At 67.3% G+C, this 13,373-nt stretch carries 10 protein-coding genes and 1 pseudogene; 5 read left to right on the top strand and 6 right to left on the bottom strand.

The window, feature by feature from the left end; translation table 11 throughout:
- Both NFU81_RS19105 and NFU81_RS19100 read left to right on the top strand, forming a co-directional pair.
- On the top strand, positions 1-920 hold a 920-nt coding region (locus tag NFU81_RS19105), incomplete at its 5' end, for an ISAzo13 family transposase (protein WP_251491506.1).
- A gap of 116 nt (positions 921-1,036) precedes the next feature.
- Positions 1,037-1,393 (top strand): transposase, encoded by a 357-nt coding sequence (locus NFU81_RS19100; RefSeq protein WP_308208304.1) that lies wholly within the window; start codon positions 1,037-1,039, stop codon positions 1,391-1,393.
- On the opposite strand, the pseudogene NFU81_RS19095 reads toward NFU81_RS19100, so the two are convergent.
- The 4 genes and pseudogenes from NFU81_RS19095 to NFU81_RS19080 all read right to left on the bottom strand — a co-directional run.
- Positions 1,319-1,600: pseudogene (locus NFU81_RS19095) on the bottom strand (transposase); the annotation flags it as partial. The gene NFU81_RS19100 and the pseudogene NFU81_RS19095 sit on opposite strands and share 75 nt — an antisense overlap.
- Positions 1,601-1,697: 97 nt before the next feature.
- A complete protein-coding gene (locus NFU81_RS19090) occupies positions 1,698-2,573 on the bottom strand; it encodes an alpha/beta fold hydrolase (protein WP_251491503.1) in 876 nt (291 codons plus the stop codon).
- Between the two features lie 57 nt (positions 2,574-2,630).
- Positions 2,631-3,473: a fumarylacetoacetate hydrolase family protein gene (locus NFU81_RS19085; RefSeq protein WP_251491501.1), complete on the bottom strand. Its 843-nt coding sequence runs from the start codon at positions 3,471-3,473 to the stop codon at positions 2,631-2,633.
- Between the two features lie 51 nt (positions 3,474-3,524).
- On the bottom strand, positions 3,525-6,455 hold the full coding sequence (locus NFU81_RS19080; RefSeq protein WP_251491499.1) for an FAD-binding and (Fe-S)-binding domain-containing protein: 2,931 nt from the start codon (positions 6,453-6,455) through the stop codon (positions 3,525-3,527).
- A gap of 557 nt (positions 6,456-7,012) precedes the next feature.
- On the opposite strand from NFU81_RS19080, the gene NFU81_RS19075 reads away from it, so the two are divergent.
- The 3 genes from NFU81_RS19075 (at position 7,013) to NFU81_RS19065 (ending at position 11,529) form a co-directional block, all read left to right on the top strand.
- Entirely contained in the window at positions 7,013-7,990 is a 978-nt protein-coding gene (locus NFU81_RS19075; RefSeq protein ID WP_251491497.1) for a hypothetical protein, read from the top strand.
- Between the two features lie 492 nt (positions 7,991-8,482).
- The gene (locus NFU81_RS19070) at positions 8,483-9,595 is read left to right on the top strand and encodes an MFS transporter (protein WP_251491495.1); all 1,113 of its coding nucleotides are present in this window, start codon (positions 8,483-8,485) and stop codon (positions 9,593-9,595) included.
- Between the two features lie 191 nt (positions 9,596-9,786).
- Positions 9,787-11,529, top strand: a complete 1,743-nt coding sequence (locus NFU81_RS19065) for a pyruvate dehydrogenase (protein WP_251491493.1) — start codon at positions 9,787-9,789, stop codon at positions 11,527-11,529.
- A 162-nt stretch (positions 11,530-11,691) separates the two neighbouring features.
- Here NFU81_RS19065 and NFU81_RS19060 read toward each other — a convergent pair whose 3' ends face one another.
- Positions 11,692-12,117 carry an SsgA family sporulation/cell division regulator gene (locus tag NFU81_RS19060; RefSeq protein WP_251491491.1) on the bottom strand — a complete coding sequence of 142 codons (426 nt, stop codon included), beginning with the start codon at positions 12,115-12,117 and terminating at the stop codon, positions 11,692-11,694.
- 120 nt (positions 12,118-12,237) lie between these two features.
- Positions 12,238-13,266 (bottom strand): AraC-like ligand-binding domain-containing protein, encoded by a 1,029-nt coding sequence (locus NFU81_RS19055; RefSeq protein ID WP_274038155.1) that lies wholly within the window; start codon positions 13,264-13,266, stop codon positions 12,238-12,240.
- Between the last annotated feature and the right edge of the window lie 107 nt (positions 13,267-13,373).

The raw sequence follows: 13,373 nt of genomic DNA, 5'->3' as shown, positions 1-13,373 counted from the left end.
CCAATACCGGCTGGGTCAACGTCGGCACCGACCACGACACCGCAGCGTTCGCCGTGGAGTCGATCCGCCGCTGGTGGCACAGCCAGGGCCAGGAAGCCTACCCGCAGGCGACGAGGCTGCTGATCACCGCCGACGCGGGCGGCTCAAACGGCTACCGCACCCGGGCATGGAAACTCCAGCTCGCCCGCCTCGCCGCCGAAACCGGTCTCACGATCACCGTGTCCCACCTCCCACCGGGAACATCGAAGTGGAACAAGATCGAGCACCGGCTGTTCTCCCACATCACCATGAACTGGCGCGGCCGCCCGCTGACCAGCCACGAAGTCATCGTCAACAGCATCGCAGCGACCACGACCCGCACCGGACTGCGCGTGAGTGCCGCCCTGGACACCAACAGCTATCCCACCGCAGTCCAGATCAAAGACGCCGAGATGGCTGCTCTGCCACTGACCCGGCACGCCTTCCACGGCGACTGGAACTACGCCCTGCACCCCCAGCCAAGCTCCGCCATTCCGGCGGCGCGGGCCCCGCAGACCCCTGCCACCCAATGGGACGAGAACCAGTTGTCCGATCCAGAGCTGACCGGGATGACCCGGCGACAACTCCGGGACCTCACACGAACGCTGGCTCCCGACGGAGACACCCGGCACGGCCGCCCACCCCGGCTCACCTTCCCCGAACAGGTCCTGGCCACCGTGCTCCATCTGAGAGTCGCCCTGGCCGCGGAACCTCTCGCCGTACTGTTCAGCAGCAGCCGAACAGCCATGCACCGAACCCTCCTGAAGAACAGAAGACTCCTCAAGACGCACGGGATCGCCATCCCGCCCGCCACGACCCCACCCGCGGCCCTGGCGACCCTCCACGCCCGGGTCCTCACCCTCACCAGCGACCCCAGCAACAAGATAAAGACGACGTGTTAATCCTCTGCAAGCCCTAAGGAGCACAAGCTACCTGGACCACAGGTCTTGACTATTGCTCGCAGTGAGCTTGATCCGCTTTGACGGACATCCGAGATCAGGGGTTCTGCCCCGGGAGGATGTCCATCATGGAGAGCATGGGGAAGAAGAAGCCACGCCCCCGCCGCTCGTTCACGCCGGAGTTCAAGGCCGAGATCCTCGATCTGTGCCGACGCGGTGACCGCTCGATGGGCCAGGTCGCCAAGGACTTCGATCTGACCGAGACCGCGGTGCGCGACTGGGTCAAGCAGGCTGAGGTCGACGCGGGCGAGCGCGACGGCCTGACCAGCAGCGAACGCGAGGAACTGGCCGCGCAGGCGGCGGGAAAACCGCCGCCTGCGCGAGGACGTCGACATCCTCAAGGAGGCCGCCTTGAGGATCTCGTTCGCCCGCTTGAACTCGGCGACTTCCTTCTTCAGCGCTTTGACCTGGGCTGATTCCTCCGTTGTCGTCCCTGGCCGGGTTCCGGAGTCGATCTGGTCGCGGCGCACCCACTGGCGCACCGTCTCGGCCGCGCCGATGCCGAGCTTGCTCGCGACGGCCTTCATCGCGGCCCACTCCGTCTCGTAGTCCGGGCGTACCTCGGCGACCATGCGCACCGCACGACGCCGCAGCTCAGCGGGATAAGGGGAGGGACGTGCCATGACTCGATCCTCTCAAAGAATCGAGCCTCCACTGAACCCGGAACGGTTCAGGCCGTTGATGCACCGCTCCAGTGGACGTGACCAAGGGGTGTGGTCCTCAGCCTTTCCAATCCGTGAGGAAGGTGAGGAGTTCCGCGTTGACGATGTCGGGCCGTTCTTCCTGGCACAGGTGCCCACACTGGGCGATCGGAACACCGCGGACGCTTCGCGCGATTCCCTTCCAGACGTCAAGGACGTCGTAGGCCTGACCGACGGCGCTGAAGTCCTCGCCCCAAATGGTCAAGACAGGGCAGTCGATGAGCCGGTCGGCGTCCTCGCGGTCCTGCACGACGTCCTCAGAAGCCGCGCGGTAGTCCATACATGAGCCCCGCACCGCTCCCGGCTGCTGGTACGCGCGTACGTAGACCGCGATGTCCTCAGGTGTGAGTGCGTCGGGGTTGTACGACCAACTGCGGTAGAAGTGCGTGAGCCAGATCTCCTCGCGGCCGTTGATCAACGCCTCGGGTAGGTCGGGGACGCCGAGGAAGGTGAAGAACCAGTAGCCTTGACGGGCCAGATGGACGTCGTACGTGTCAGCGATGACCCGGGTGGGGATGTTGTCCATGGCAACGAACCGGTCGATCCGGTGGGGGTTGTCCTTGGCGAAGCGGGTGCCGACGCGTGCCCCGCGGTCGTGGCCGACCAGGGCGATCTTGTCGTGGCCGAGGTGGTCCATCAACGCGACGATGTCGTTGGACATGGTTCGCTTGTCGTAGCCGGAGGCGGGTTTCTCGGTGTCCCCGTAGCCGCGGAGGTCGGGTGCGATCACGGTGAACTGCTCGGCCAGTACCGGGATCTGCTTCCGCCAGCCGTACCAGGTCTCGGGGAAGCCGTGCAGAAGGTAGACCGCTGGGCCCTGCCCCGCGCTGACCCAGTGCTGCTTGATTCCGTTGAGTTGGGCGGTGTGGTGGGTGATGCCTGTCGGTTCCGTCATGATGCTCGCTCGTGGACTCGATGGGATGAACACGGTGCGGTGTGGGCTCGTGAGCAGTCAGCTGAGGAATTGCTGGCGCAGTTCGCCTATGCCGCTGATGGTGCTGACGAGCCGGTCGCCGGGGGCCAGCCATCGCTGGGGTGATCGGCCGAGGCCGACGCCGGCGGGAGTACCGGTGAAGATGACGTCCCCTGGCAGCAGCGGTAGCACCGCGGAGAGCCTGGCGATCAGGGCAGGGACCGAGAGGATCATGTGCCTGGTGCGGCCGTGCTGCACCTGCTCGCCATTGACGGCACAGGTCAGTTCCAGGTCATCGGGGTCGTCGAACTCGTCCGGCGTCACCAGCCAGGGACCTGTCGGGGTGAAGCCCGGGTAGGACTTGCCAAGGCTGAACTGGGGAGGCTGCCCGGCCATCTGGATGATGCGCTCGGACAAGTCCTGGCCGACGGTCAGGCCTGCGACGTGGCTCCAGCCGTCGGCCTCGTACACCTGGTACGCCCTGCGGCCGATGACTGCCACCAGCTCCACTTCCCAGTCCGTGTGGCCGCCTTCGGGCAGAACCACCTCGGTGACCGGGCCGGTGATACTGGTCGCGAACTTGGTGAACACCGACGGCGCCCCCGCGGGTGCCGCGAAACCGGTCTCTTTGACGTGCTCGCGGTAGTTCAGACCGATGGCGAAGAGCTGGCGGGGCATCGGCGAGGGGGCGCCGAGGTCGGCAGGGTCGAAGGAGATCCCGCCGCTGAGCTCCGTCCGTGCGGCCCAGGTGCGGAACTCCGTCCAGCGGGAGTAGACCGCTTCCGGGTCGCTGGAGAACACACCGTTGCTGGCGGTCCGAACGTCGACTGCCCGGTCGGCGACGATCACGACCAGACGGCCGGCGAGGTTGGCAATGCGCATGTGTGATCTCCTGACATGACGTGAGGGACATGGCCGTGGCCGGCGTGGGACTCACACGATGGGGCGGGTGGCCCGTTCCAGCGCGATAAGGGCCGAGTGGTATGGGCGGCCCGTGGCGTGTTCCATGCCGATCTCACACGTGCGGTTCGCCGAAAGATAGGCGTCGAACGTGCCCGACGTGACCTCCGCGGCCTCGTGCTTCGTGGCCGCCTCCGTCAGTTCCTTGTGCAGCAGTCCACGGTCGCCTGCGAAGCCGCAGCACTCCGCGTAGACGGGGACGTGGACGTCTCGCGCCAGGAACTCCGCGACCGTGCGGAGTTGCTCGTCGCTGCCAAGGTGCCGCATCGAGCAGGTGGGGTGTACCACCGCGGTGTCGATCCGGTGCGTCACTGTCAGGTGCGGGAGCAGGTGGGTGGCAGCCCAGGCAAGGGAGTCCACGATGGTGAGGGCCTGATGTCTGCGTGTGTTGTCGGGCGTCAGGTAGGGCCTGACCTCGTTCCCGATGCCGAGTGTGCAGGACGATGCGTCCACGATGAGGGGGAGCCGTCCGTGGTCTGTCCACTCCCATGCCCGCTCGACGATGCGGTTGGCCATGACAGTGTTGCCGTCGTCGTAGCCCTTGGAGTGCCAGATCGTCGCGCAGCAGGACCCGGCCATGTTCGGCGGTACCCAGACCGGTCGACCAGCCCGACGAGAGACCTGGACGATGGCCTCGGGCAAAGACGGTCCGTCCAGGCCGTCAGGTCCGGCGAAGAGCCGGTTGACGCAGGCCACGTAGTAGACAGCGACGGCGCTCTGCCGATCCGTGTCGGGCAGGCGGGTGCGGGCGGGGCCGGGGATGCTGGAAATCCATGCGGGGACCAGTTCGGGGGAGACGGCCTTGCGCGCTGCGGAGGTGAGGAATTCCAGAACCCGATCGCCGGTGTGATCTCCGATGCCGAGCGCGCCCCTCACGGACGACTCCACGACGGAGAACCGCTCGGCGACCCGGGCCGCGTTGCGCTCCTCCCGCGGGGAATGGCGCTGGTGGCGGAAGCTCTTCATCATCGCACCGGTGTCGATGGCGACCGGACAGGCGATCTTGCAGGTCGAGTCACCGGCGCAGGTGTCGACCGCGTCGTAGCCGTAGGACTCCAGCAAGCTGTCCATGACAGCCGACCCGGCGGGCTGACGCATCATCTCGCGACGCAGCACGATCCGTTGGCGTGGCGTGGTGGTGAGGTCGCGGCTCGGGCAGACGGGTTCGCAGAAGCCGCACTCGATGCATGGATCGGCCACGGCTTCGATGCCGGGTATGGTCTTGAGCCCTCGCAGATGGGCTCGGGGATCGTGATCGAGCACCACGCCGGGTGCCAGAGTGCCCTGCGGGTCGAGGATTTTTTTGATGCGCCACATCAGTTCGGTGGCGCGGGTGCCCCATTCGGACTCGAGGAACGGCGTCATGTTTCGGCCTGTGGCGTGCTCCGCCTTGAGCGAGCCGTCGAAGCGCTGCACGACCATGGCGCAGAAGTCGTCCATGAACCCTGCATAACGCTGGACTTCCTCCGGCATGGCCGCGTCGAAGGCCAGCAGGAAATGCAGGTTGCCATGGGCGGCGTGGCCAGCGACTGCTGCGTCGAAGCCGTGGCGGCGCTGCAGTTCTGACAGTGCCTCGCACGCTTCCGCCAGCCGTGAGGGCGGGACCGCGAAGTCCTCGGTGATCAGGGTCGACCCGGCCGGTCGTGCCTTTCCCACCGCGGTCATGAAGGCCTCGCGGGCGTGCCAGTACATTCTGACCGTCGCCGGGTCCTCGACGAAGCGGTTGGTGACGGATCCCACTGGCACCGCCAGTGTCAGTTTCGCCAGGATGCCGGCGGCAGCCTGCTGGTTGGCCTGGTGCGCCGCCTCGTCCGGGGCACGGAACTCCACCAGCAGAGCGGCGATTTCCTCGGGTATCCGGGCCCAGTCGGCAGGTACACCGTCCACGCTCGCGCAGGCGCGCAGCGTATTTCCGTCCATCAGCTCGACCGCGCGGGCTCCGGCGTCGTTGAACAGCGGTACTGCTTTCGCGGCGGTGGTGAGGTCTGGGAAGAACAGCAGCGCTGAGTGCGTGAGGCGATCCAGCGAGACGGTCTTGAACACGGTCTCGGCGATGAATCCCAACGTGCCCTGAGAGCCGACCATCAACCCGCGCAGGATCTCCACGGCGGTGGAGCCGTCCAGAAAGGAGTCGAGACGATAGCCGTTGGTGTTCTTCAGCTCGTACTTCGCGCGAATCCGGGTGATAAGCGCACTGTCAGCCTCGATCTCCGCCTTCAGCGCGAGCAATCCCGTATACAGCTCGGGCTCGGACTTGCTCAGCAACTCGTCGGCGTCCGGCGCCGCGGTGTCCACGACCGTGCCCGACGGGAGCACAAGGGTGAGGGAGGAAAGCAGCCGGTAGGAGTTGCGGGTGATGCCGGCAGTCATGCCCGAGGCGTTGTTGGCGACGACTCCGCCGACTGTGCACGCGCGGGAACTCGCCGGATCGGGACCCATCAGCCGGCCGTGCCGGGCCAGTGCGAGATTGACGCGTCCAACGGTCGTGCCGGGGCGGACCCTCACCTCAGCGCCGCTGCCCAGCACCTCGACGCCGGTCCAGTGACGGCGGACGTCGACCAGGATGTCCCGGCCCTGTGCCTGCCCGTTGAGTGAGGTCCCCGCCGCACGGAAGACGATCTCGCGTCCGTGCTCACGGGCGTACCGCAACACCAGGGCCACGTCATCGGTGTTCTCGGCGACCACGACCACGTTGGGTACGAAACGGTAAGGGCTCGCGTCCGAGGCGTACTTCACCAGATCCGAAAGCGTGTGGAGGACCTTCCCCGGGCCGAGCAGGCCGACGAGGTCCCGGCGCAACGCGTCCGGGGTACCGGATGCTCTTTCGTCGGGCACCCGGTCGATGGCGGGGCCCCCCGCCCGAGCAGGGCGCAGTTTCCCCGGGTCCGGATCGAACAATGCCATATGGCTCTCCGCTGCAGTACGCCGCCGAGCGGCGCGTAGGGGCTGGGACAGAGGTTCCGGATTTGAAGCTAGACCCCTGCTGCCGAGGCATCTTGTCCGGGAACGCAGAGACCGTGGTCCTTGAGGGAACTCGGCGATAGGAGGGCATACGCCGCACGGATGAAGAGTCTGTGGCGCGCCGGCGAACCGGCGCTCTGCCGGACGGCACGACTGACCTGCGCCGGTGGTTTGTCTGCTGATAACCAGAGCGCACCGAATCTGGCGTGAAGCGTCGCTGACTGCCTGTCAGGCATAGGACCGGGTCTCGGAGCGCACCAGTTGTGGTCGCTGAGCGCATAGGGCTGTGTCGAGCGTCGCCGAGGTGCCTAGAGTGGGAAGGCGCAAGGAAACAAGCCGATGTACTCGGCTGCGGCTTCCGGGAATTGTGTAACGCGACGATCCCGTTCCCGACCTGATCCGGTCGGACCGTGTACCGCCCTCTTCCGTAATCAGCGAAATCGAGAAAAGACGCCGCGCCGTCGAAGCGCGAAGCAACGGATTGGACAAGGAACATTCACATGCCCTGGACCAAGACAAGAACCCGGAAAGTCCTCCTGGCCGCGGCCGTAACGGCCGTTGCGGTGGCCCTCGCTGTCCCCGGCCCGGCGACCGCCGCTTCGGGGCCGGTGTCCGACGTGCGCTTCGTGGCGCATCTGAGCATCGCAGATGGACAGCGACCCGAGAACATCACCCTGGAGCCCGGCGGCGACGCCGACGTCACCTTCGCCTACTCGCGGCAAGTCGCCCGGATCACCTCCGACGGCAGGACGCGAGTCCTCGCGACCCTGCCGGCCCCTCCGGCCGGGTCTAGTACCCCTGCCCTGACCTCACCGTTTCTCGGCGGCATAGTTCGTGCGCAGGACGGGACGCTGTACTTCCTGTACGCCACCGGCACCAGTGACCTGACCGGTGTGTGGCGCCTGCGTCCAGGCGGCCCCCCGAAGCGCGTCGCCGCGCTCCCCGCAGATGGCCTGCCCAACGGCTTGGCCCTCGACGGGCGGACAGGCCTGCTGTATGTTGCCGACTCGGTCCTGGGGGTCGTCTGGCGGGTGCCGACCGCGGGTGGTACTCCCTCACGGTGGGCCACTGCCCCCGAGCTCCAGTCCGCCGGGTTCCTGGGAGCCAACGGCATCAAGATCCACAATGGTGCGGCCTGGGTGTCGAACCTGGACAAGGGCACCGTGCTCCGCATTCCCATCACCCACCGTGGCGCCGCCGGGCGGGTCGAGACCCGGGCCACCGGACTGGTCAACATCGACGACATCGACTTCACCGGCGCCGGCAACACCCTGCTCGCGGCGGTCAACGGGGACAACGAAATCGCCCTGGTCACACCTGACGGCATCCACACCGTTGTACTGACCGCCGCTGACGGACTGGAAAACCCGACCTCCCTTGCCGTCCGGGGTGGAACGGCCTATGTCGCAAGTGGCGCCTACTTCACCGACAAGGACCCCAACCTGCTCGCCGTTCGCCTCAGGCACGGCAGCCGGTGACTGCGGACACCGATACGCAGACACGGGACAGCCCGCCACGCATGACCTGGCCGGAGCAAGGCCGACACCTCGCGCCAGTGGTCCATGGCCTTGAGGTAGGCACTTTCACCACACCCGAGACGACCCTCTTCCCGCTGCTCCGGCGCCAGTAGGCCGCTCACTGCTTCACTCCGCAACTCACCCCGAGGACCCCGACTCGCGCGATCGGCAGTCCACCGGAGCCGTCAGGCTCGGCCGCGCCCGAAGTCCACACCGTCCCGGGCCGGCCGAGCAGGGCGCACCGGTCGGCCGCAGCCGCTCGGAACGCCGGGACCGTCCTCCCACCCCGCGCTGCCTCGAGAGGTCGTGGCCACCATGCCCAATGCCAGTCCGCCACACGGTCGTCCAAGGGACCAGGACCTCCTGAGGTTCGAGGGGCACCTGGCCCCTGAGTCGTCTGCTTCCTCTGCGGTGCCTGAGCCGCAAGCGGCATCCCTCCTCCCTCCCTGGCTCATGCGCGCGATCGGGTTCCTGTCGTTCTACGACCGGTTCTCGACCGCGCCCATGCTGGTGCTGCTCACCAAGGAGGAGCGGGTTCCGCTCAACAGCGCCGTGCAACTGGTGACGGCCTACGTTCTGCTCTACGCGCTGGGCCAGCCGGTATGGGGCCTGCTCGCTGACCGTCTCGGGCGTCTGACGGTCCTGCGGCTGGCCCTGGTGGGCGCCTTGCTCGGGAGCGCGGCCAGCATCGCCGCGCCGGGATTCGAGGCGCTCCTGGTGTTCCGAGCGGTGACCGGGCTCTTCGTCGGTTCGCTGTTCCCGAGCATGCTGACCATCGTCGGCGACTCCTACACCGGTGCGGCCAGGGCCCGTGAAATCTCCGGCCTCCAGACATTCACCGCCATGGGGACGACGGTGGCGACACTGGCCGCAGGTGCTGTGGCCGTCTGGTTGGACTGGCGTGTCGTCTTTGCCGTGACCGCAGTGGGCGCAGCGACCTTTCTGGCACTCCTGTCGCGTGTGCAGTTGCCGGTCAACACGCGGGCACGCCACGACATACGAAGTGCCTTCACCGCCTGGCCCGTGTGGACCTACGTGCTCGGGCTGCTGGAGGGCGCGATCCTGCTCGGCATCCTCACCTACATCGTCCCCGCGCTGGAGCGGGACGGCTTGTCCCCGGCCCTGGCCGGCGTGGTCGGTGCCACGTACGGTGCCGGCATCATGGGCGGCGCCTACCTGGCCAGGCGTGTTGTGGCACGCGTAGGCCGAACCGTGATGATCGCGATCGGCAGTACGACGCTCTTCGCCGCCTTCCTCGTCGCAAGCCTCTCGCAGGGCGCTCCGGCGCTCACCGTCACATCAGTCCTCATCGGCACGTCGAACGCCTTCCTCCACTCCTCTCTGCAGGGATGGGCCACCGACGTCGCCCCTGCCGCGCGGGCAACGACCGTGTCGTTCTTCGTAGCCTCAGCCTTCCTCGGCAGTTCCGCCGCGACCGGTCTCACTACCGGGCTGACCCGAAGCGGCTTCGGGCCGGTGTTCGCGGCAACGTGCGTCGCCACAGTGCTGCTGGCCGTCCTCGCGGTCGGCAGCCACGCCCTGTGGTCCCGCCGCCGCGCCGGCTGACCCCCGAACCCGTGCCCGAACCCTGGCCGCTTGCACGGGCGACCCGGTGACCTCGCCGTCCTGCGGAGTTGCGCTACGACGCGTTGCCCGAACCGAACCCGTGCACTGACGGTCAAGCGTCGCCCTCCCGCCTCAATAGCGTGATTGATGAGCAACCCACCCGCCGCACATGCCGTACTCCGAGGAGTCCCATGGCCAAGCAGTCCATCGCAGAGCAGTATGTCGACCTGATGGCGCGTGCCGGAGTACGCCGTATCTACGGCGTGGTCGGGGACAGCCTGAACCCCGTCGTCGACGCGATCAGACGGCACAACGGAGTCGAGTGGGTCCAGGTCCGCCACGAGGAGGTAGCCGCCTTCGCGGCCGGCGCGGAAGCCCAGCTCACCGGTCGGCTGGCAGCCTGCGCGGGCTCCTGCGGGCCCGGCAACCTGCATCTGATCAACGGCCTCTACGACGCCCACCGCTCGCAGGCGCCCGTTCTCGCGCTCGCCGCCCACATCCCGAGTGGCGAGATCGGCACCGGCTACTTCCAGGAGACCCACCCCGACCGGCTGTTCGCCGAGTGCAGCCACTACTCCGAGCTGGTCTCGTCAGCACGTCAGATGCCGCGCGTGGTGCAGACCGCGATCCAGCACGCCGTGGGCCGACGCGGTGTCTCGGTCGTGGCCCTGTCGGGCGACACAGCCGCTGAGGACTCCCCGGACGCTGCGCCGGAACTGGCCGTACCGCTGGATCTGCCGGCAATCCGCCCGGGCGACCGGGAACTCATTCGGCTCACGGAACTGGTGGATGCCGCCGATCGCGTCATGGTGTTCTGCGGTCGGGGGGTCGCCGGCGCTCACGCGGAAGTGATGGCCTTCGCCGAGAAGGTCAAGTCGCCGATCGGCCACGCGCTGCGCGGCAAGGAGCACGTCCAGTACGACAACCCGTATGACGTCGGCATGTCCGGCCTGCTCGGTTACGGGGCCGCCTACGACGCCATGCACGAGTGCGACCTTCTGCTGCTCCTCGGCACCGACTTCCCGTACACGGACTTCCTGCCGCGCCATGTGCGGACCGTTCAGGTCGACGTGCAACCCGAGCGGCTCGGACGGCGCACCGGGCTCGAACTTGCCGTGTGGGGAGACGTGCGTGAGACGCTGCGGTGCCTCACCCCAGCGGTGCAGGAGAAGTCCTCGCGCCGTTTCCTCGACCGCATGCTGGAGCGGCACGCCCGCGCACTCGAGGGGGCAGTGAACGCCTACACCCGCCACGTCGACAGACACACTCCCATCCATCCCGAATACGTGGCCTCGGTACTAGACGAAGAGGCAGCCGACGACGCGGTGTTCACCGTTGACACCGGGATGTGCTGTGTGTGGGCGGCACGCTATCTGACGCCGAACGGCCGACGACGCATCCTGGGTTCCTTCGTCCACGGCTCGATGGCCAACGCGCTGCCGCAGGCGATCGGCGCCCAGTTCCTCGACCGGAAGCGGCAGGTCGTCTCCCTTTCCGGCGACGGCGGGTTCTCCATGCTCATGGGCGACTTCCTCACCCTCGTCCAGTACGGCCTGCCGGTGAAGGTAGTCGTCTTCAACAACTCCTCGCTGGGCATGGTCGACCTGGAGATGATGGTCGACGGGCTGCCCCCGCACGGTACGACCTACCCGCACACCGACTTCGCCGCGATCGCCAGGGCGGCCGGGGCGCGCGGTATCCGGGTGGAGAAGCCCGCCGAGGTGCGTGACGCACTGCGCGAGGCTTTTGCCCATGACGGACCCGCGCTCGTCGACGTCGTCACCGACCCCGCCGCGTTGGCCGTTCCCCCGAAGATCACCGTCGGGCAGGTCAGTGGCTTCGCCCTGTCAGCAGGGCGGACGGTCCTGACCGGAGGCGTGGGCCGCATGGCCCACTTGGCTCGGGCCAACCTGCGCAACGTCCCTCGTCCCTGAGCAAGGACGCGTATCCAGGGAAGAGACTGTCGACGGGCACGCGTTCCAGCATCCTCGAAGGAGCTGGAACGGCGTGCTGTCCACCCATAACGCCGCGCTCCGGACGCGGCTCCCCGAGGGGTGAGGGCCGGGCGACAGCACTCCCGCCGCTGCCCGTGTTTCTCAGTCCTGCCTGCCTGTGAGTTCAGCGAGGGCACGGTCCATGTCGATGTGAGGGCTCTCTGTTCCCGGCGGCACGAGTTCATCCGTCCGCCGCAGAAAGGCGGCGACTGTGGACGCCGGGATGTCGACCAGTGCCGCGCCGGCGGCCGACCTCAGCACGATGCACACGGAGGCCGGACGACAATGGCGCTGGGGAATCACCAGCACGTCTCCGGTGCCGGCTGGCCGGTGCAGGCCCTCCGCGAGCAGTGAGCGGGCGAACACCCAGTCCACGGGTCTGGCCGCGGGTGCGCCGAGGGAGAGCCGGACGGCATAGGGGTCGGCCATGTCGTAGTGCAGCTCTGCGGGCAACGGGGCCGACAGCTCGTCCGGGACGCTGACGTACACGGTCACCATGCACATGACCGAGGGAAGAGGCTGGGTCATTTCATTCCCCAACGGTAGCCACCGGAGGTGATTTCCTGTACATCACCCTAAAACCCCAGAGGGAGTTCATGTTGTCGAGGAATGCATGGGATATGGTACGAGAAAGCACCGAGTATCGGTTCAGGTATTGATGATCCCTGCGGGGGACGGGTTGTACGGCGTCAAGGCTTGCGAGTCGCGCCATTCGCGAGGGGACATCCTGTAGGTGGCACGGAACACCCGGCTGAAATGGGCGGCACTGGTGAAACCCCATCGGTGCGCCACCGCGGCGATGGTGGAGTCGGTTGCGCGGCGCGCCAGATCGTGCTCGCACTTCTCCAGGCGACGCCGCTGAATCCACTTGCCGACGGTGGCGTCTTCGCTCTCGAACAGCTTGTGCAGGTAGCGCAGGGATATGTGGTGGGCTTGGGCGATGATCTGCGGGGTCAGATCGGGGTCCGCGAGGTGCCGGTCGATGAACTGCTGGATTCGCAGCAGGAGTGCCCGGTTCCCGCTGGGCGTGTCCATGATCGTCCGGCTGGTCCGCTCGTCGGCGAGTACGCCGAGCAGGTCCACGATGTTACGGGCCATCAACTCGCCGGTGCGTGCCGGGTAGGTTCCCGCGCCGTCCACGAGCCTGGCCAGGAGGGGCGAGAGCAGACCGCCGAGGGGTGTGTCGGGGCCGAGCGGGTATGCCGTGATCTGGGCCACGTCCGACTCTCTTAGGCCCAGAACCTGTCTCGGCAGGACGAGGGACTTCGTGCGGAAGGACTGGGGAAGGTTCAGCCGGACGGGCCGCGCCATGTCGTAGACGAAAATGTCCCCTGGCCCGATGAGAGCTTCACGGCCGTCCTGTTCGAGTCGGGCGACCCCTCTGTCCAGCAGTTTGACCACGACGTAATCGTCTTCCCGGCCCTGAGCGACGAGCCGGCGAGTTCGCAGGGCGGACAGGCAGTCGCCGTCCACAGTGACGGCCTGGAGCCGGCCGAGCGGTGTCGTACGGATCGTGCCGGAACGCACCTCATCGGGAACGGTCATGTCCACGGCGCCGAACGTCTGGGACAGGGCGTCGCGCCAGTACGCCCGCCTGTGGTGGACGGGCAGCGAGCCGGGGGTGTGGAGGACGCCCGAAAGCTGCCCGGGCTCCAGTCTCGATGAATTTGGCGACATGGTCTCCGCCCTTCAACCAGTGTGTTTTCTGGACACTTTTCCAGCGGGCCTGCGGCAGCACATCGCGTGAATCCGCTAGATCAGGGGTGCCAGGACAGGTGGCTGAC

It is taken from the genome of Actinacidiphila cocklensis, from assembly GCF_907177275.1.
In the GTDB taxonomy this organism is placed as follows: domain Bacteria; phylum Actinomycetota; class Actinomycetes; order Streptomycetales; family Streptomycetaceae; genus Actinacidiphila; species Actinacidiphila cocklensis.
Note: the sequence above shows the minus strand (reverse complement) of the source record. Positions and strands in the feature narration are given on the sequence as shown.